Annotated in this window: 14 protein-coding genes; 11 read left to right on the top strand and 3 right to left on the bottom strand. The window is 43.2% G+C overall.

The window, feature by feature from the left end:
• The first annotated feature begins 73 nt into the window (after window positions 1-73).
• The 11 genes from ACJJI8_RS19270 to ACJJI8_RS19220 all read left to right on the top strand — a co-directional run bounded on the left by ACJJI8_RS19270 (window position 74) and on the right by ACJJI8_RS19220 (window position 13796).
• Window positions 74-2248, top strand: a complete 2175-nt coding sequence (locus tag ACJJI8_RS19270) for a malate synthase G (RefSeq protein WP_444933411.1) — start codon at window positions 74-76, stop codon at window positions 2246-2248.
• 252 nt (window positions 2249-2500) lie between these two features.
• Window positions 2501-3037, top strand: a complete 537-nt coding sequence (locus ACJJI8_RS19265) for a Rieske (2Fe-2S) protein (protein WP_444933410.1) — start codon at window positions 2501-2503, stop codon at window positions 3035-3037.
• 229 nt (window positions 3038-3266) lie between these two features.
• Complete coding sequence (locus ACJJI8_RS19260; protein ID WP_444933409.1) at window positions 3267-4115, top strand: right-handed parallel beta-helix repeat-containing protein; 849 nt, start codon at window positions 3267-3269, stop codon at window positions 4113-4115.
• A 325-nt stretch (window positions 4116-4440) separates the two neighbouring features.
• Window positions 4441-6621: an FUSC family protein gene (locus ACJJI8_RS19255; protein ID WP_444933408.1), complete on the top strand. Its 2181-nt coding sequence runs from the start codon at window positions 4441-4443 to the stop codon at window positions 6619-6621.
• A gap of 17 nt (window positions 6622-6638) precedes the next feature.
• Entirely contained in the window at window positions 6639-6851 is a 213-nt protein-coding gene (locus tag ACJJI8_RS19250) for a DUF1656 domain-containing protein (RefSeq protein ID WP_353057030.1), read from the top strand.
• Between the two features lie 41 nt (window positions 6852-6892).
• Window positions 6893-7975 (top strand): HlyD family secretion protein, encoded by a 1083-nt coding sequence (locus tag ACJJI8_RS19245; RefSeq protein ID WP_444933407.1) that lies wholly within the window; start codon window positions 6893-6895, stop codon window positions 7973-7975.
• A 40-nt stretch (window positions 7976-8015) separates the two neighbouring features.
• Complete coding sequence (locus ACJJI8_RS19240; RefSeq protein ID WP_444933406.1) at window positions 8016-9476, top strand: efflux transporter outer membrane subunit; 1461 nt, start codon at window positions 8016-8018, stop codon at window positions 9474-9476.
• 133 nt (window positions 9477-9609) lie between these two features.
• On the top strand, window positions 9610-10650 hold the full coding sequence (locus tag ACJJI8_RS19235) for an aspartate/ornithine carbamoyltransferase family protein (RefSeq protein ID WP_444933405.1): 1041 nt from the start codon (window positions 9610-9612) through the stop codon (window positions 10648-10650).
• A gap of 41 nt (window positions 10651-10691) precedes the next feature.
• Window positions 10692-12731: an asparagine synthase (glutamine-hydrolyzing) gene (gene asnB, locus ACJJI8_RS19230; RefSeq protein ID WP_444933404.1), complete on the top strand. Its 2040-nt coding sequence runs from the start codon at window positions 10692-10694 to the stop codon at window positions 12729-12731.
• A gap of 284 nt (window positions 12732-13015) precedes the next feature.
• Entirely contained in the window at window positions 13016-13174 is a 159-nt protein-coding gene (locus ACJJI8_RS19225) for a hypothetical protein (RefSeq protein ID WP_444933403.1), read from the top strand.
• Between the two features lie 151 nt (window positions 13175-13325).
• The gene (locus ACJJI8_RS19220) at window positions 13326-13796 is read left to right on the top strand and encodes a hypothetical protein (protein WP_444933402.1); all 471 of its coding nucleotides are present in this window, start codon (window positions 13326-13328) and stop codon (window positions 13794-13796) included.
• 1746 nt (window positions 13797-15542) lie between these two features.
• Here ACJJI8_RS19220 and ACJJI8_RS19215 read toward each other — a convergent pair.
• From ACJJI8_RS19215 to ACJJI8_RS19205, 3 genes are all read right to left on the bottom strand, one after another.
• A complete protein-coding gene (locus ACJJI8_RS19215; protein ID WP_444933401.1) occupies window positions 15543-17438 on the bottom strand; it encodes an acyltransferase family protein in 1896 nt (631 codons plus the stop codon).
• A gap of 1597 nt (window positions 17439-19035) precedes the next feature.
• The gene (locus tag ACJJI8_RS19210) at window positions 19036-19485 is read right to left on the bottom strand and encodes a PaaI family thioesterase (protein ID WP_444933400.1); all 450 of its coding nucleotides are present in this window, start codon (window positions 19483-19485) and stop codon (window positions 19036-19038) included.
• Between the two features lie 24 nt (window positions 19486-19509).
• Window positions 19510-20439, bottom strand: a complete 930-nt coding sequence (locus ACJJI8_RS19205; RefSeq protein WP_444933399.1) for a DMT family transporter — start codon at window positions 20437-20439, stop codon at window positions 19510-19512.
• Between the last annotated feature and the right edge of the window lie 31 nt (window positions 20440-20470).

The following is a 20470-nucleotide window of genomic DNA, read 5'->3' as shown; positions in this document are numbered from 1 at the left end:
TATAAATTAGCGGTATGTGGAAATGGCTGTTTAGAATGCCGCTATTCCAACAATCTGATGAGAGGCCCTGGGTATGACGGAACGAGTCCAAATCGGCGATCTGCAAATCGCACCAGAACTTTACAACCTGGTTTGCGAGGAGGTGATTCCAGGAACTGGAGTTAGCGCCGAAGCTTTCTGGGCCAAATTGGAATCTATTGTCCACGATCTGGCCCCGGTAAATCGCGCCTTGCTGGAAAAACGCGATGAACTGCAGGAGACCCTGGATCGCTGGCACACGGACAACCCCGAGGGTTTCCGCGATCTGGAAGGCTACCAGACTTTCCTGCGAGAGATCGGCTACCTCGCCGACGAGCCTGCTGAATTTAGCGCAACTACCGAAAATGTCGATGAAGAGATCGCCATCCTGGCGGGACCTCAGCTGGTTGTGCCGGTAATGAACGCACGCTACGCCCTCAATGCGGCAAACGCGCGCTGGGGCAGCCTTTACGACGCACTCTACGGTACAGATGTGATCAGTGAAGAGGGTGGCGCGGAAAAAGGTACGGAATACAACCCGGTTCGCGGCGCTAAAGTGATCGAATATGCACGCAACTTCCTCGATCAGTCAGCCCCGCTTACCTGCGGTAGTCACGCTGAGGCGGTGCAATACCGCATCAATGGTTCACTGCTGGAAGTGGTACAGGCCAGTGGCGACATCGCCACCTTAAAAGATGCCAAGCAGTTTGTTGGTTATTTGGGTGACAGTGAAGAGCCCTCCAGCATCCTGCTGAAGCAGCACGGTTTGCACTTTGAGATCCAGGTGGATCGCGAGAGCCCCATCGGCAAAACCGATGATGCCGGTGTTAAAGATGTGCTAATGGAATCCGCGCTGACCACCATTATGGATTGCGAAGATTCGGTAGCGGCTGTCGATGCTGAAGATAAGGTAGTGGTTTACCGCAATTGGCTCGGTCTGATGAAGGGCGACCTGAAGGAAATCATCAGCAAAGGCGGTAAGTCCTTTGAGCGCAAGCTCAATGCAGATCGTGAGTACACCTCCCCGAATGGCAACCAGGTTACCTTGCCGGGGCGCAGTCTGATGTTTGTACGCAACGTTGGCCACCTGATGACCAACGATGCAGTGCTGTTCGGCGATGGCCAGGAAATCCCCGAAGGGATTCTCGACGGTATGATCACCAGCTTGATCGCTTTGCATGACCTCCGTGGTGAGAGCCCGATCAAGAATTCCCGTGAAGGCAGTATCTATATCGTAAAACCAAAGATGCACGGCCCGGAGGAAGTGGCTTTCGCCAATACTCTGTTTAACCGAATCGAAGATGCACTCGATCTGCCCCGTTACACGGTAAAAATGGGCATTATGGACGAAGAGCGACGCACCACAGTGAACCTCAAAGCCTGTATTGCCGAAGCGAAAGAGCGTGTAGTCTTTATTAATACTGGCTTCCTGGATCGCACCGGTGACGAGATTCATACTTCCATGCTTGCAGGCCCCATGATTCGCAAGGGTGATATGAAACAATCCACTTGGATTAGCGCCTACGAAGAATGGAATGTGGATGTTGGCCTGAACAGTGGCCTGAAGGGCAGGGCGCAAATTGGTAAAGGAATGTGGCCAATTCCAGACCAGATGTCAGCCATGATGCACGCTAAGTTGGCCCACCCAATGGCAGGTGCCAATACGGCGTGGGTACCGTCGCCCACGGCTGCTACCTTGCATGCCTTGCACTACCACAAAGTGGATGTGAATCGCCGCCAGGAAGAGATTCAACATCGCCATCACGCTAAGTTGGAAGATATTTTAACGGTTCCGGTAGCGGCTGAAACCAACTGGAGTGCTAAAGATATCCAGCTTGAGTTGGACAACAATGCCCAAGGTATTCTCGGCTATGTAGTGCGCTGGGTAGAGCAGGGCGTGGGTTGCTCCAAGGTGCCGGATATCAATGATGTAGGCCTGATGGAAGACCGTGCAACCCTGAGAATTTCCTCTCAGCATATCGCCAACTGGCTCAAGCAGGGTATCGTTAGCGAAAAGCAAGTGCGTGAAACCATGGAGCGTATGGCTGCTGTGGTAGATCGCCAGAATGCCGGCGACTCCAATTATAACGATATGGCACCGAACTTTGATAAGAGCGTTGCCTTCCAGGCTGCTTGTGAGCTGGTATTCGAAGGTTGTGCCCAGCCAAATGGTTATACCGAGCCGGTTCTGCACCGTCGTAGACGCGAGTTTAAAGCTCTTAATGCATAATTGCTGAGCTAATTGAGATTGAAAAGGCCCCAATGGGGCCTTTTTTATTTTGGGGTATCTGCATCAGCTATTAATCGGTTTTAGCTCTATTACCCTGCGCTAATCCAGATTGTCGCAGCTAATTTTGTGGGGGAGCCTCTGACTCTTAAGTTGTATTATGGGGCTTCGGTTTGCGCAACTTGCCATCTTTAATATTCATTATTGAAGTGGGTGGCTGAGGCAAAATTAGGTAGTGCATCTTAGGGAATTGTGATGAGCAAAAGGAAAATTCTTGTTCGGTGTGTCTGGGGGGTGGTTTGTGTCGGCTTACTATTTTCTTTATACCCCTTTGTTGAAAGCTTGAAACCATCTGCTGTAACGGATAGGCCTTTGACTGTTAGTGTTTATTCAATCCCTAAAGGCAAGATGAAAATCTATGAATATGAGGGTAGGCCTTTAGCAGTTTATCGGCCTACAGAAGAATATTTGAAGGAACTTGTTGCTAATAATAAATTGACAAATGGCCCCTACTATAGTGAAGGAGCTATACCAGACTTTTTTGTTTATTATCCGCTGGGTGTTCATTCAGCGTGTCTCCTTAAGGATTCTTCAGGATTTTCGATTGATATACCGCTGCATGGCCTATTAGACCCATGTCATTTGGGGTTTTGGGATTATTCGGGAAGATTTATTAAAGGGGTTAATAATCCTGAAGGGGTTCAGCTTAAGAATCTGGAAGTGGAAGATAATTATCGATGGGAAAGTGGCGGTGTTATACGGTTTCCTAAAAAACAAATTGTGATTAATTAAGTTCTTAATCTGGGAATGCTCTTTGGTTGCATGTCAATTGATAGGCTGGGGTAGTGCTTAAGTTTTTATAGAAGGGCGATTGTCGATACATTGGCGCTGGCTTTATAAAACTTAGTCATAAGGTGTATCTTTATTGTTTAAGTTAGAATGAGAATATATTCTTATGGCAGGCTACCTTTGGGAGTCCGACACTGAAGCTTAATTTCAACTTCACGACGGGGCTCCAGCTATGTTTAATTCTCCGAATAAACGATATCTGGCGGGATTGATAATATCGATTTCGGCTTTTTCTTCTCTAGCCACAGCAGATGTTCAATGTGGTGATACGATTACTGATGCTCAAGAATTAAGTGAGGCCCTTTCCTGTAGTGAAGATCCTGCTCTTACTATTGAAGGTCCCGATGGTAAGTTAACCATGGTAGGTGATGGTTCGGTGGAGTGTACCGGTAGTGGCGCTGGTATACTTATGGCTGGATCTTATGCTCGGCTAACTGGTGGGGAACTGAGAGGCTGTGGAATTGGGGTGTCATTACGTGGGGATGGTTTTCATGCGGTTGTAGGGGTAACTGTAGAGGATTCAGATGATATTGCTATTAATGTAGAAAGTGATAGCAATCTTATTCGCCAGAATACGCTGTCAAATAGTAATAACGCTGAGGCGGCTGGAATTGATGTTTTCGGTGTGAGAAATGTAGTGGTGGGTAACAGCATCTCAGGTTTTCTTGTGTATGGAATAATTGCAAGTGGTTTCTTTTCCAACATCTCAAACAATAATCTGCAGGATAATGATTTGGGGATCGTGCTAGCGGAGCAACCAATTAATGGAATGTCGGTGGGTGCATCGTTTTGCGTTATTGCCAGCAATTCAGTGCTGGGTAGTGCAAGTTATGGAATTTTTATTGGTGGCCCATACGATTTTCCTAATCAGGACAATGTAATCAGTGGGAATACGGTAACAGGAAGCGGCTTAGATGATCTTTTAGATGATAATGAAGCCTTAGATTGTAGCTCTGGCACTAATATTTGGTCCGGTAATACCGCTGATACCGCGTTCCCTTCTTGCCTTAAGGATTTATAATTAGTGTATTTAAAGGTGCTGGGCGAAGATGGGGGATGGCTTGGGCTTCAGGATTGTGAGAAGAGAGGTTAGGAAGGCATGCCTAATCCTTTTGGTGTTTTAGGCGTTTATTTTTATAAGCTGGCAGAATTTGTATTTCATACCAGTGGGCGGATTGTTAGGCCTTGGGCCGTTTTTGCTAAGCCCCCAGGTCTTAGATTTCTCTACCTTTTTATATGCCATACTCCCTTTTGGTTATCCAGCTTGTATTTAGGGTAGATACATATTGCTGTGCCAAAGATCAAAATGGTGAAGCAATAGTATGTAGAAATGGTCGGAGAAAGCTTTGCAGTTGTCTCGTAATGTTAAAGAGTCTATTAAGCTAGCAACAGCTTTAGTGATCGTTTATGCCATTGCCTTGGGCCTGAATTGGGAGAAGCCTTTTTGGGCTGGATTCGCTGTTATTGTCTGCAGTCAGGCGAATTTGGGGCAGTCTCTTAATCGAGCCATTTTGTGGATTTTAGGGACGCTATTTGCCTTGCTGGCTGGCTGGATAATCGTCGCGTTATTTCCACAAGATCGCTGGTTGTTTATGATTGCCCTATCTATTTGGGTGTCTATCTGTGTTTATTTTTTACAGAGATCAAACTATCAGTATTTTTGGCTTACAAGTGGGTATGTCATCTTTTTGTTGTGGGATGTGACTGGTGGCGACTTCTCTATCTCCTACAAGGCTGGGGTTTTACGTATTCAGGAGTCCTTGCTCGGAATAATTGTCTACGGATTGGTAGCCGTTTTGATCTGGCCTAACTGTAGTCGTGGTGAGTTAAGAAGAGCATCTCTGGATTTATTGAGAGAACATCGTCGATTTGTGGATAATTGTTTTTCTCTGGTTAGAAGTGGCGAGAAAATAAAGATTAGGCGTAAAAAGCGTGTTGCTCTTTTAGAGCTTGATACGCGCTTACAAACAGCCATTGGCGATGCGAGCTCAGATAGTTATGAGGTGTGGGAATGTCGAAAGCAGTGGGGTCACTTTGGTCAATCTGCGACAGCCGTCACGCAGTCCCTCTTGAAGTTGGAAGAAAGCTTAGCACTCTCAGGTGATCTGGGTATATCAAAATTCCTTATTGGTGTAGAGGAATATATACCTGACATTGAGGGGCGCCTCGCGCAAGTGGAAAGCGCCCTTTCAGAGGAAATGCCTATAGATAGTGCCAATGGGAGAGTGGTTCGAGGAAATATTGAAGAAGTAAAGAGGTTGTCAACCTTTGAAACCGCTGCTTTAGCCGTTACTAGAAAATCCTTAAATGACTTGGAGGTTGAAACCCGATCTCTAATTGATTCAGTAAATGATATACAAACACGGGGTGACTCCTATTCGAGACAGGTAAGTAGTGATGGCATAGGCTGGCTTGGAGCTTTGATGCCCGACCCGGACAGGTTGACTAATATTGTCCGTGTTCAGATGGGAATGTGGATCGCTTATCTGGCATATCTTTTTATCCCTGACATGATTGGTGGATTGCTGGTTATATTACTGATAACAGTAATAGGTATTCTCGCCTCAATGACCCCTAAAATTCAATTGTTTGAAACCTGTGTTTTCACGATTTTAGTGTGCATATTATCGGCACCTATATATTTCTTTCTAATGCCGAAATTGCACGGATTTTATTCATTGGCTGTCGTGATTTTTGTATGGACGTTTGTAGTAAGCTTTTCTTCGAATAAGGTCTTTGGACCCCAGTCGATGATTCGAACCCTGGTTCTTATCTTTCCCCAGATTATTTTTAATTTTAACAACTCTCAAGAGTATAGTTTTGTAGTTTACACAAATTATCTATTTGTGCTGGCGATAATTTTTTGTATTTTGGCCGTTTCAAGAAATATCCCCTTCACTGCTCACCCAGAAATAAACCTGAAGAGAAGTATTGATAGGATTCTCAATAGTGCCGCATGGCTGGTGGTGGAGGGTGATATTCCGAAAAAAAAGAGAGAATCATTGTTTTTCAGGTTATATATATTGTACCACCTGAATATTATTATGATCTCAAGGAAGAGAGTGTTCTATTGGGTGGAGGGCATTTCTGATAAAAAAATGCGGGGTATGACCAGAAGCCAGATGCAAAGCCTTATAGGTTTGGCTATGTTGATATCCAATCAGGTTAAGCTGTTATATAAGATAGATAAGAAGAAAATAAATTTTGTGGCTCCTAAAAGATTACTTCGCGAGGCATTTATATGGAGGCGGCTTGCAAGCAAAATACTTATCTATTTTTCTGGTGGCAACCAAAAGGTTGATATTGAATCCCTGCGAAGAGGTTATAGGAGGATATTTGAAAGGGCAAATATTGATGTCGGTGAGTTGATGGAGCTAAGGGAATGTAGTGAAAAATCCAGAGAGGGTGTAACAAACTTTCTTTATTTCTTGGGTGTTACCCACTGCATCAATAACTATCTGGCAGAGTTTCGTCGCGTTTCAGAATCTGTGGATTGGAAGGCTTTCTGTGAGGAAAGGTGTCTTTAATGTCTGTAGGGTTTTAAATGGAAAGAGTACCGCACGATATATCAATAGGCAGTTTCTATCTATCACCAATATTGGTGATAGCTTTGTTTGGTGTTGTTGCGGCCTTGTTAACCGCTAGGCTTTTGGATCGGTATCGTTTATCCCGATATTTTGCCAATCCACCGGTTGTTATTATCTCCCTCAGTGTAATTTATTCAATTTTTATAGGAAGGATATTCTTGGGAATATAGTAGTGGCTAGGTATAGAAAATATATTTTTACTGGAACAATAGTGCTTGTAGCACTGCTGTTACTTATTATCCAGTTCTGGAGATATCTCAATAATCCCTGGACCAGGGATGGAAAAGTGCAGGCGGACATTATTCAAGTGACTCCCAGGGTAACTGGACAGGTAGTTGAGTTGCCTATTAAGAATAATCAGTTTATTAAAGCAGGGGAACTACTGTTTCAGATTGATCCGAGAATATATGAAGCAGCCTTGGAAGAGGCCAAGGCAGAGTACGAGGAAGCTCTCGATACATACCGAGCGCAAAACAAGAATATTCTCGCTTATGAGGCCAGGATTAGGGAGTCAATAGCAAATATTGATCTGGCAAAAAGTAATATCGGCGCGCTTGATGCGGAAATTGCAAGAACCAAAGCTGAATATGATCGGCAGAGAGAGCTGCTACCCCAGAGAGCGACATCAGTAAGGGCATTGCAAGCGGCTCAGGCTGAGTATGAATCCACAATTGAGTATCGAGCGGGTGCAGAAGCCAGCTTGGTGGAATCTATGGCTGCTTTGGAGCAATCCCAAGCGGAGCTGGAGCAGGTTAGAGCACAATTGGGAGCGCTTGGAGCCGATAACCCGGGCGTTCGTGCGGCTTTTGCGCTGCTGGAGCAGGCGCGGCTAAATCTCGAATACACAACAGTTGTTGCTCCGGTTACTGGTTATGTCACCAATATAGATTTTCGTTACGGTGATCAGGCCGTCGCCAACCAACCTGCACTTTCTGTAGTTGATATAAGCACTTTTCGTATTGATGGTTTTTTTCGCGAAACTTTTGTTCGTCGGATCGCTACGGGGGATAAGGCATTTATGAAGTTGATGGCTTATCCTCATCTAGAATTGGAAGGATATGTTGAAAGTATTGGCTGGGGTATTGCTCGCAAAGATGGAACTGCAGGTAATGACTTATTGCCAATGGTAGATCCCACATTTGACTGGATTCGCCTTGCACAGCGTATTCCCGTCAGGATTCATCTGACAGAAGTCCCCGAATCTGTGAAGCTTCGTGTTGGATTTACCAGCTCAGTGCTAGTAATGAGCAATTCTGCGGGCACCGAGCAAGATGAACCGGTGCAATCCCAATAGTTTCAGGAAAGGGTTAATACGGAGCCTACAGGGGTGTCTGTTGGCATTGCTGCTCATCTTCGGCAGTAGTTGTATGCTGGGGCCAGATTACCATCCCCCACCGGTAGAGGTCGAAAGTGAGTGGATCTATCAAACCAGCTCAAAACTGGATACCTTGGAAGCCGTTAACCCATTGTGGTGGCAGTGGGCATTTTCAGATGTGACGCTGGACGAATTAGTCTCACTTGCGATTGAGAATAACCTGGAGCTGCGTTCTGCGGCTCTCAGGGCTCTCCAGGCCCAGCAACAGCTAGCTATTGCAATAGGTAACCAGTATCCCCAAACACAGCAGCTTGAGGGACTTATTGATCGTTCAAAGTATGTTCGATCGGGGATCACTGGCAATCTGCAGACTGAATATTACCCGAACTTTAATTTAACCTGGGAATTAGATACCTGGGGGCAGTTAAGAAGGCTGGTTAATTCGGCCGCAGCAGATTTTGAAGCCAGCATAGCTGACTATGATGGTGTGCTGGTTTCTATTATTGCCCAGGTGGCGCAAACCTATATCAATATTCGCACAACGAAACGCAGGCTAGAAGTTGCCAGGGAAAACATTCGCGTACAACGTGAGGGTTTAAGGATCGCGAGAGTCAAATTTCGTGCAGGAGAGGTCAGTGCACTGGATGCGGAGCAAGCGCAGGCTTTGCTCAGTAACACAGAAGCCAGTGTGCCGGGACTGGAGATAAGCTTACAGCAGTTTGAAAATGCCCTGGCAGTCCTTCTGGGAATACCTCCTAATAGTTTGAGGTACATCGTCTCTTTTCCCTCATCCATACCTATGATTCCTAAAGTCGTTACTGTTGGTATGCCTCAGGATTTACTAAGGCAGCGACCCGATATCCGTGCAGCAGAGCGACGGCTGGCAGCTCAAGGTGAGTTAATAGGTGTTGCGAGGGCGGAACTCTATCCAAATTTTAGTATTGGTGGGGAGATAGGGGCTATCGATATCAATGGCGGTCAACTTAATGGCAGCAGTAGTGCCTGGGACCTTTTTATTGAATTTGACTGGAATCTCTTTAACTACGGAAGACTTCGGAGCAATGTCAGGCTACAGGATGCGATTTTCCAGCAGTTGGTGTCTGACTATCAGCAAATAGTTCTGTTAGCGCAAGCTGATGTGGAGAACGCTATTGTCGCTTATATAAAATCTCAAAGGCAATTAGTTCACTATGAGGTGGCTGCCCAGGCCTCCCAGCGATCTGTCGATATTTCCCTGTCTCAATATACTAATGGTCAAGTGGAATTTGATACTGTGATAACTACGCTGATATCAGATGTTCAGCAGCAGGATATTTTGGCGATAGCGCGAGGTGCCGTGGCAGCGAACCTGGTGCAGGTGTATCTATCGCTCGGAGGTGGATGGCAGATACAGCAGGGAATTCCACCATTTCAACTTCTTCCAGAAGATATTCAGCAGGAAATGCTAGAAAGAACACCGTATTGGAACAAGGTTCAATAAAATTGGTTGAAGATTCTTAGTTTGATGGTGGTACTAGATGTATGAATTTAAGTAACCGTATTGTAAGTGCTTTATCTGCACGCAGATTATTCAAGCGATAATTGTCCCCTCAAATTTGATTTAGGCTTTGGTTATGATGACTAGCGCTCCGTTCGACAAAGATACAAATTTGATGGCAAAAACTCTGGTAGAGGCTATCCCGGAGCAGGGTAGATACTTAGAGTCCCTGACTGGTAAAAGTCTTATATCGAGCAGTCAGCTTAATAGAGATGGAATATTGCAGTTACTCAGACTTGCCGCTCGTTGTGAGCTGGATAACAGAAAATTCTCATGTCATTTAAATAATAAAATCTTAATCAGCGCATTCTTTGAGTCGAGCACCAGGACGAGGCTATCTTTTGAAAGCGCCTGGCTGCGACTTGGAGGGAGTACTGTTTCAATTACAGATAAAGGGACAACACGTATTGGTGTCGGAGAGAGCTTAAGAGATGTTGCAGAGATGGTAAGTAATTATGGTGATTGTGTAGTTTTGAGGGATTCTTCTGAAGATTCAGTGAAAATTATGTCTAATAATTTAAGTATACCAATCATCAATGCTGGTAACGGGATAGATGAGCACCCCACGCAATCCCTTATCGATCTATATGCACTTCTTAAGTGGAACCCTTCCATTCTGTCAGGAAAAAGTCGAAAACTCTCCATTGGCTTAATTGGAGCGCCAGCTCGAATGCGAGCGGCGAGAAGCCTCTTGATACTCATGAGCTGTTTTCCTGAGTTTTTCTCAGAGGTTTTTGTGCTTTGTGATGAGGAAGAACAAGAACCGTTTAGGCAAGCGCAATTATCAATGCTTCAGGAAAAAGGTTTAAAAATAAGGTTAACGGATAAGATTGGAGATATTCTTCCCCGGCTCGATGTGGTCTATATGAATGCTATATCCCTAAAAACAGCGGGTCATAGAGATTTTGGGTCTGGATATTTTATAGATAATAATTCTCCTTTGAAAAAACAAGCTATTGTGCTGCATCCTTTACCCCGAATGGGGGAGCTTGATAGTAATCTGGATGATACGCCCCATAATTGGTATTTTATACAGGCAAAAGGTGGTGTGTACGTCAGAATGGCCTTGGCAATGGCTATTTGTGGCCGCCCTAGTGAGGTCGTAGACATTATCTAGCCTCTCCAGTCTCGAAATGGCCCCAATAAAAGGTATCGTCTATGTGCGGAATAGCTGGGATTCTTCATAGTGCGCGTACAATGCCTGTCGATGGTCAACTCCTTCTAAATATGGCTGCTATCCAGTTCCACCGTGGCCCGGATGGTGTAGGTTTTACAAATCCTCCAGGTCTGGGATTTGGGATGAGTCATGTGCGCTTATCGATCAATGACCTGAGTGATGAGCGCGCTTCTCAGCCTTATGTGTCAGAAGATGGTCGTTACTATTTGGCTCATAATGGTGAAATCTATGATTATCAGCGAATAAGAGCCAGATTGAGGGCCTCTGGAGTTTATTTTTTAAGTAAAAGTGATTCCGAAATTATTTTGCATCTTATTGCGGAGTTAGGTCTTGTTCGGGCTATTAAACATCTTCGAGGAGAATTTGCATTTGCCGTTTACGATCAAATGGAGGATTGCCTCTACTTGGTTAGAGATCGGTTTGGAGTGAAGCCACTTTATTGGGCTAGAATCAAAAAAGGTTTAGTATTTGGTTCTGAAATTAAAAGTTTGTTTGCCCACCCTGATGTCCAAAGAAGACTGACAGCGCATGGAGTGTATCACCAGCTCATTCAGGTATCGATTCCTGGAACAACCGCTTTTGAAGGGGTTTTCCAGGTTGAACCTGGGTGCATTACAAAAGTTAAGCGAGACAACACTGAACTGGCTGTTACTCAACATAAATATTGGGACATCGATTTTTTGGTTTCAGATGAGTATGCTCGTGACAAGTCTGATGAGTATTATATTGAGGGTTTGCGGGAACAAATTATAGACTCCGTGTCTTTGAGGCTTCAAGCTGATGTCCCAGTAACCTATTATCTTTCAGGTGGTGTTGATTCGGGTAGCTTGCTTGGGGTAGGGCAGTCGCTTTCTCAGCAGGATCTCACCGCCTTTACGATAGCGTTTGAAAATCCGGATTACGATGAGTCTCATATCGCAAAGGAAGCCGCGAGTGAGATTGGTGTCAGCCAATTCATAGTAAAGGTAACTGATGAAGAAATATATGAAAATTATTCAGAAACCATCTGGCATACCGAAAGGACATTTTACAATACATTATCAGTAGCTAAATTTTTGCTCAGTAAAGCTGTTAAGTCTAATGGCTACAAGGTTGCAATTACTGGGGAGGGGGCAGATGAGCTATTTTCTGGGTATCCTGCATTTAAAAAAGATTTTTACTTGTATGGCACATCTGAAGCTGAGTTGAATAAACGAAGAACCTGGCAGCAACATCTAGAAAGGAGCAATAGCTTATTTAGGGGAGCTATGCTGCCAATTGATAGTTATCGATCAGAGGGAATGGAACGGACTTTAGGATTCACCCCTACATGCTTGCAATCCTGGTTAAGCTGTCATCATCAAGCAGAAAAATTGCTTAACAAAGAGTGGCGCAAAGAAATATCTGGTTATGATGCCGGGAAGGCAATTGTTGATACGCTAGATTTATCACAACTTGAAGGTAGACATCCGCTGGATGTTGCTCAGTATCTTTGGATAAAAACTATGTTTGAGACCCAGATATTGGGCTGGGTAAGTGATCGAGTGGATATGGCACACTCCATTGAAACCCGTCCGGCCTTTCTCGATCATCACCTGGCTGCGTTTGCTATACAAATCCCACCATCGGTCAGGATTAGCGGAACTACAGAAAAGTATGCCCTTCGCGAAGCGATGAAGGGAGTCCTTCCGGATGTTCTATATAAAAAGCAAAAATTTGCATTCATGGCTCCTCCGGTAGAGACAGTTACCGGAGCTTGGACTTGGGTGCAACGAGTTATTGAGAAATTTCTCAGCCCAAAGGAGGTTAATTTAGCTGGATTACTGCGATACTCGGAAATAGATACTTTAATTGAAGAGTATAAGTTACCGACCCTGCATCGGTCAAAAAAGGTTCAATTGGATGCGATGCTCAATCATATCTTGGGAGTGCAAATATTGCATAAGCGTTTTATTGAGGCTGATCTGCCATTGTTGGCGCAAGAAAAATCTTCTCTTCTTGGTTGGAGTTTAGATCGTATGGTTAAGTATCGTAAAAGTTAGAGGCTGCTAGGGTGTGAGGTATATCTCACCAATTATTCAGGATATCCATAGATAGGAGTTTTCGGGTTAAACAAATAGACGCTTAAATCTATGGTAAAGCCATTTTTCTGTTATTCGATATCCTTATCACCGTGAGAGAAATCTGCTGGGTAGGATTACATTCAAGTGCTTCTAGGTGCTCGGCAGGCTCTTCGTGCGAGGATGAGCTTGATCATCTCAAGGTTGGTGTTAAGGCAAATTGCGCTGTAGAGCATCAGCTTTGGGAGTTATACTCTCGTGGGACCATGGATCAATGGACTCCTGAAAAACCTGTTAATGCTATAGATAATTTTAATGAATTTTATTATATGGAATCAATCTCAGTAAAAGATAGAATTAATGACAAAATTTCTTCTAAGTTTGGTGGTATCCCGACGGGTGTAGCACAAAATGCGCATCCTTGATGCGGGAGCCAATACTGTAGTAGTAAGTTCTGTAAAGTCATAGGGTACGATTAAGGATGGAGCTACTTTGATGACTGCAGCAATACAAGTAGTGATGGCAATAGAGAGTTCTGGTGGTTCCTATGTTGTGGCGTATAAAGGCAATTAACTTATGAAATATTCTTTATTTTTAATGGCAATATTAGTTTTAACTGGGCCAGTTTTTGCGGAAGATAAAGAGGTTCGAGATTTGATTGCCTCACATGAAACCAATCTCGCTTTTATGTACGATCTTCTTGAAAAGGGTATAGAACCAAATAGAGAGGCACAGTTATACACTAATTTACTAGTTGGTTGGATTTCTTTTGCATCTGTTGCTGTTAAATACAACATTCAATCAGATATGCTAACACCTCGCAGAGTGTGCGAAATGGCTCAGCTGATGGATGTGACGTATCCAAAGTTATTGAATTCCCCCAAAGGCGTATATCCGATACAAATGGTTTCTTACGCACATAAATCCGCTATTTCTGCGATGAAGTTGATCGCTTTAGAATACCGAATCGATTGCGAGGAGTACTTCAAAGCAAAAAAAAATTTTAAAGGACGATTGGGAGATCTTAAAGAGCATGGAGATTCTTGATTTTGCCTTAATTATAATAACGTGCACAAAAGGAAACAGCAGCATTAGATATCTACTTTTCATAACAAATTCCTTTTCTAAGCGGGCTTGAAGTTGATCTTGTGCATGAATTGGTCTTGTGGACACCCATAGATAAAGGTAGGGGGCCAGCTGAGGCGCAGGTACCCCCCTTGGCGACTGGTTTTCATAAATTGGCACTAACGCGTAATGAAAGACCAAGTATTATGCCACGGATTTGAAAATTAAGGTTTTAGGCAAAATCTGAAAGGAATGAAGGCGGTTGGAGAGAGTTAGAATTAGCAGGGTGTTGCAGAAAGGTAGCGTTGGAAATTGCTGATACTTTGTACCCTGTGTTTCCCGATCTTGATGCAAGCTTGTCGTACGGTCTCTGCTGATCCAACCAGGCGATTATAGTGGTATACAAAATTACGACTGAGATACAATCAGTGTTTTAGTGGTATACCCAAGCGTTCGAGCATGGGGGAGCGTTCTCAGAAATGGAGCCGCGCTTTCTGGGATCTAAATATCGACCGCTTCAGCCCGCTAGTTCCAGGTAGTGCTCCAATTGAAAGGGTAACCCCTTACGCATGTTCGCCTCCTTCAAATGGCAGTAGGTCTTTGGGCTGCTCACCTGTGGTCGCAACATGAATACGCTGTTGAATGGAAGTGTGACTGGAATCTTTCGGGGTTTGGCCATTTTGGCTCGGATAGGATTGAGATCGACATAGGTCATGTAGGTGGCAAGGGCTCTCTCATCCGTCGAAGCTTGGGATTTAAAGCACGCCTCGGAAAAGCGGCCTGTACACTTGTATTCTGCATTGGCCTGGCGAGCAATAGGTTCGTTAGAGAGATAAGCTCGTTGAGCTTTTCCATTTCACTGTGATTAAGGGGGTGACCTTGAATACAGCGTTGAGCCAGTATTGATGTACTAAAAAACTCGCTGCCAGAGATGAATGACTTTAGTATCGGACCAAGCTTTGGCTGTATTTGAGTCAATATAGAGTACGATATGGTATATGATTACTCATTACTACATAGGCTGCAATATCAAGGGCGAAAATGGCAGTTTTTACATTCCGACCTCAATCCAGTGACGTCGATACTCATAGTTTTTCCCAAGCTGAACATCTTTTCGGCAAAGAAATGCCCTATGTAAACAGCGAGAGACGCAGGGATAGTAGGGTATTGCATCAAGAGATATCTGTGAGCATCGAGATAGGGTCATGGAATTAGGTGAGGTGGCTGTTTTTGTATCCAGTACTTTGTGGAAGTCCCTACATTATGTCAATGAATTTGACATTTAAATATACTTCTTTGATGGGTGTCCGGAAATACGGTTTAAACTATATCTGATCTGGCTTAGCCTTCAAGGCTCACGAGTTATTCCTAAGGATTGCCTTACTTTATATATTGTTTCTCGTTTAAGCTACGCGAGGCCCCTGGGATTCCATCCAAGCTGTTCCTCCACAATATCATTACAACTCCCTCAGATCATATCTTGGCCGGGAGAGGTGCCGGCGCGATCAGAAGAACCCTCCCGGACTAACGGCACATATTATCCGAAACGAAGGGCGATTGGTCGGGAATAAAATCGAGTAAAAGATACTCAACAACACCGTCGGATGTTATGTAATCGAGTTCCGCTACACGATGACAGTCAGCTTTAGTTCCTTGTTTATATTTTATGCTCATTATTTATATCCTGAATAAACTATATACTCGACTTAATCTAACCTAACAGTTAACTTAAGTTCCCTTGACTATCGTATCAAATAACGGAGTCATAAGTAATGCACCTGCAGGACTCAAATGGTGACTATCGCTAAAGTATGAAACCTCACCATTAGAAAATAGGCAGGTATTTTCTGGGCATAGAATCTGGTGAGGTAACATCAGTTGGTCACCCAATCTACTATGTAGGTAGTTAACAACGTCAAGATAATCTTCATTAAATTTTTCAATTCCTACAAAGAAATGCTTTGGATTATAGATCCCCATAGCCAACTTTCGGCTTTGAATAGATGGAAAATTATAGCCAGGTATTTGAATCGGCCCTAATACATAGACTATCTTACCAGCCTTCTCCAATCGATTGACAAAGCTAATTGTAGCCTCAGCCAAAGCTTCCCTGGCTCTTCTACTGACAAGGCTACCTTCAGAGCTAATATATCTATTAGAATGCCAAGTTTGTGCGATAATTACCTTCTGTATTTCCTTAGTAGAAACAATAGCTTCATAGTTCTTTTTTGCTTTTCTCAAACAATCTTGACTGAGATTGACTCTAAGTGTTGGCAAGCAGCTATTTAAAGGGACAATTAGACCTTTCTCATCAATACTGTTTAATGCATTAACAAAAGCTGGCCCATACATTTGTGCATGAGAATTACCCAAAAGTACTGTTGAATAGGGTTGCTTATTATCACCTGCGACTAAGCAAGCTCTAGAGGCACCAAAAGGTAAGTATTCTCTAACCCCACAACGAAAGTTAGAGCTTATTGATTCCGAAAAATTATTTGCTAATGGAGGGTGACGCTTAGGAAATCCATTAAAGCTAAAAATTAGTGCGGTCGATGCGACGATCAAGATATATAACAGGGCAATCAATAGTATGGAAAGTTTATCAGGATATTTGTGGCGAAAAGGAATTTCAATAAATTTCCAAGTCAAAGCTGAAGCAAGGCATGTAAATAAGAATCCTAATATCAATACATAATTACTAGGTGGATCAACATAAACATATTTAATGATAGAGATAACTGGCCAGTGCCACAAATACATGGAATATGAAATAAGGCCTATAAAACGAATTGCTGATAAAGTTAAGATACAATATAACAAACTTTGCGAACCAATGGGTTGATACAACATTAGTCCTGCCCCTGTCGTTATCAAAATAGCTGGAATAATCGAGTTTTCGGGATATGAATACGCGACTATGATCATCCCAAACCCCAGGTAAGATAGCAGAATATTTATGTTTTTATTTTGCTGTGGGTTTCTATAAGCTAATAGAGCAACCAGGACGCCAATTGCAAGCTGCCAGATTCGTGTGGGTGTAAGAAAAAAAGCAGGATTTTCACCCCCGATAGAAAGAATGAATATATTTAGGCTGATGGATGCCAATATAACTAAGCAAGCTAAGATTATATAAAAATTCTTATTTTTGGATAATTTGGTTAGCAGTAATAGCGTGCAAGGGAAAACAAGATAAAATTGCTCTTCGATACTCAAGGACCAAGAATGTAATAAAGGCTTCAGTTCATCACTAGCACCAAAATAACCACCTGAGCGCCAAAAGTATATATTGGAAACAAAAAATAAGCTTGTTAGCAGGCTTGTAGATAATCTGATTAAATCTGAAGAGATGAAAAAAATCAGACCAGAAATTAACACAAAAAGGAATACGACCAATACAGCCGGTAAAATTCTCCTAATTCGTCGGATGTAAAAGTGAGCTAAATTGAAACTCCCTTTATCGGTATCTTTCATTATCAGCCCGGTGATCAAATATCCAGAGATCACAAAAAAAAGATCTACCCCCAAGTAACCCAGAGGCAGTGTGGCCGGATGATAGTGAAAGATAATTACGGGAGCAACAGCCAAGAATCTTAATCCGTCAATTTCTTTTCTGTATTCATGCATTAGAAGAATATTCTCATCTATAAGGAGTTAGAATATAAAGCAATTCCCGGTTAATGTTTTCAAGGGTAGAGAGAAATAAAGTCATATTGGTAAGTAGTTAGTTTTTTCTCGCCAAATAGGTAGTAGTTAACCCTCAGGCCCAAATGCAACGTTTACGCTATAAGGCAAGCCCTAAGTCAGACAATCCACAGCCAACTTCAAATAATATAATAGTATCACCAATCTTTCAAAACCGGCTCATTTAGTAACGACCGGTAACCATCTCCCATATTTCAGCTCAAAACCTGGTTTCAAGCCGATCCTTGGCATACGCTTGAAGTAGTTTTGTATTAAAATCGTTAATTGTTTCCATGCCAGTATGAGTTCTAGAATTAACGTAGAGGGTTAAGAGCGTTCAATCACAGAGTTGCTTAATACTTTCCTTTCTAATATCACGTATCTTGGAGGTCGTCCAACATAAAAATCTTTATTGCCAAAAATTAGTAAAAAGTTGGAGGAAGGAAAAGTTATTGTTGATTCAGATGATATTCATCCTAATAAAATTTTACGAAAAACTGAAGATTAAGTTGAATACTGTAATGTCAGATGATATGCATGGCAGGGTTGTTTTTGTAACATTCATCATTTGTCAGTTTGCTTGCGAGTCAGTCCAAAAAATGTTCTGCTGGAACTTATGGGCGTGAATAAAGGAAATAAGATTTAAATCGATCAGCTGAGATTAATATCTGATGTATTCTATATGTTTATCAATGATCTGCGCGTAACATTAAATAGGCCGACTTGAGTCAAGCTAATTACTCGCGACGGTCGAGATCTGTACCGGTTAACAAAAATGCCCTTGCAGAGCGTGCTTTATGGGGTGTTAGTAACAGAATAGCTTCTATTATAATAATTGGAGTCATAATTAGCTCACCTGCCTCATCCCAAAGGGGGGGCACGTACTATTCGTGAATAATCATTGTTAGCCCTTGAATGGTATGGCTTTCGCTCCGGCCCCGACTGCCTATAAATGCGCCCTTAAAATTCAAATATAACCATACTGAAATAACGATGGCACTAGTTTATCATGGTTAAACACAGTAGAAGGGTGATTTGTCCATCTGGTGGCTCATGCGAAAAACAAGCTAATTTAAATGGGTATGTTATATTTTTTGATGTATTTCTTTGGCATTTCATTTTTTGCAGCTGGAGAGTTGTTGGTTTTATAGTTCTCCGCATGGATCAATAGTATATGATATCTTTTCTTAGCTTGGTGAGGGATCTAAGATAGTATGAAAATTTTGGCTCGTATTTAAATGCATATAGAAATCAATATTAATCTGATGTGGATTTATAGGCTGCAACATTAAATGAGAATTTAAGCCAGTTTCACAGTAAGCATATATGTATTGAATGTTAAGTTAGAATAAGAGAAATTTCAATGGATGTTTACTTTCTCTAAGGAAGACCCTCTTCTAATTTTAAGACCTATTTCGTTTATGTCATTTCTAGTAGTTTCGGTGAAGCTAATTGAGCCGCTGATCATTGCGACCTAGTGCCGCATCGCGGTGAGAGTCTGGAGATACTTTATGGTAAAGTGGATAGATACTTAGAATATCTATTCAGCAGCTTCGTAAGATTCCTTTTCAATCAGTTCACCATCCAATGTTTCACTACCACCACGATAGCGCATAGTCATTTGGCCGGTAGCAATTAAAGTTCCTTCACTGTCGTATACCTCTGTATATGAATAGAATATCTTTCGCCCAGTACTCGTTAACTTACCTATCGCAGTGAGTTGATTAGTCTTTGCCTGACCGGTGAAATTTGCTGTTAAAGACAGTGTAAGGGCTCTGCGACGGCGGTTGGCGTGGGGGCAGTAGAGGCCGCAGTAAGAGCCAGCGATATCGATTAATGTTGTAATAAAACCACCGTGGGGTACACCGTGGGTATTCAGATGTTCCGGTTGTACTTCTACGCTGATTGCAACATGGCCTTCCTGCCAATTATCTATGGTTACACCTAGATGGTCATTGAACGGGGGTTGTTTCTTGTTCTGCCAATTCATCCAATTTCACCTTAGAAAGTAAGTTTATGATGGGTCGCTACAATTTGTTTTCTGAGTTGAAAGGTAGACTGTAAGCAATCCTGCACTGATAACGATCAGCGTCCCCACCAGTGCAATAGTATTAGGTAAGTGCTGCCAAATGAGCCAACCTAGAAGTCCGGCAATAACCACACCAAAGTAACTGATTGGCGACACCACACTGGGTTTTGCATAGCTATATGCTTTGGTGTACAGCCAGATAGCCAAGAGTACAGAGACACCGTTAAAAAAAAGAAAGGGGAGTGTCCATAAAGGTATTGGTTCCCAATAATAGATACCCAGGGGCAGGCTGCACGCGAACGAGATTAATACGTAGTAAAACAATATAAGGCTGGGCCGGTCGGTACGGGACAAAATTCGTGTTCCGACCATAGAGGCAGCCAGGGTAAGCCCTGAAATCAGGCCGAAGGCATGGCCGCTACTAATACCGTCCACGTTGGGTTGAAGAATCAAGGTGATCCCCAGTAAGCCCAGTAAGATTGGTAGCCAGTGGGCTATGGGGATTTTTGCTCGAGACCAAAGCCAGGCAATAAGGGGAACAAAAATGGGAGCTGCATTACGCAATAGTCCCGCTTCCATTAGTGAAATTTTGCTTAGGGAAGAAAAATATGTGAAAAAGCATAACCACCCAGCAAAACCGCGTATTAGGTGGGTTCTCCAGTGTTGGGTGGTAAGGTGTCGAGGTGTTTGTCGCACTAGCCATGGGGTTAGCAGTATCAGGCAGATACTGTATTGGCTGAGCGTAATTAATGGCACGGGGACAGCGGTAGACACCCATTTGCTGGCTGCGGCCGCTGTACTTGCTACCAGCGCGGTAGCCAATGCAAAACCAATGCCCTTCCAGTTTTGGATATCCGTGCGGAGTGGCTGACTTGGTGGGGATTGTACTTCGACTAAGGCATCAGGCCTACTCATGGTGACACAACTTCTTTATTTGGCTGCAGCG

Source organism: Microbulbifer maximicatervae (SeqCode) (assembly GCF_052467695.1).
This window is presented reverse-complemented; position numbering and strand designations above follow the sequence as displayed.

Excerpts from the sequence above, each read along its gene's own strand:
- ACJJI8_RS19270 (WP_444933411.1), top strand. The coding sequence starts at position 74 with ATGACGGAACGAGTCCAAATCGGCGATCTGCAAATCGCACCAGAACTT.
- ACJJI8_RS19265 (WP_444933410.1), top strand. The coding sequence starts at position 2,501 with ATGAGCAAAAGGAAAATTCTTGTTCGGTGTGTCTGGGGGGTGGTTTGT.
- ACJJI8_RS19260 (WP_444933409.1), top strand. The coding sequence starts at position 3,267 with ATGTTTAATTCTCCGAATAAACGATATCTGGCGGGATTGATAATATCG.
- ACJJI8_RS19250 (WP_353057030.1), top strand. The coding sequence starts at position 6,639 with ATGGAAAGAGTACCGCACGATATATCAATAGGCAGTTTCTATCTATCA.
- ACJJI8_RS19235 (WP_444933405.1), top strand. The coding sequence starts at position 9,610 with ATGATGACTAGCGCTCCGTTCGACAAAGATACAAATTTGATGGCAAAA.
- asnB (WP_444933404.1), top strand. The coding sequence starts at position 10,692 with ATGTGCGGAATAGCTGGGATTCTTCATAGTGCGCGTACAATGCCTGTC.
- ACJJI8_RS19225 (WP_444933403.1), top strand. The coding sequence starts at position 13,016 with ATGGATCAATGGACTCCTGAAAAACCTGTTAATGCTATAGATAATTTT.
- ACJJI8_RS19220 (WP_444933402.1), top strand. The coding sequence starts at position 13,326 with ATGAAATATTCTTTATTTTTAATGGCAATATTAGTTTTAACTGGGCCA.
- ACJJI8_RS19215 (WP_444933401.1), bottom strand. The coding sequence starts at position 17,438 with ATGCATGAATACAGAAAAGAAATTGACGGATTAAGATTCTTGGCTGTT.
- ACJJI8_RS19210 (WP_444933400.1), bottom strand. The coding sequence starts at position 19,485 with ATGAATTGGCAGAACAAGAAACAACCCCCGTTCAATGACCATCTAGGT.
- ACJJI8_RS19205 (WP_444933399.1), bottom strand. The coding sequence starts at position 20,439 with ATGAGTAGGCCTGATGCCTTAGTCGAAGTACAATCCCCACCAAGTCAG.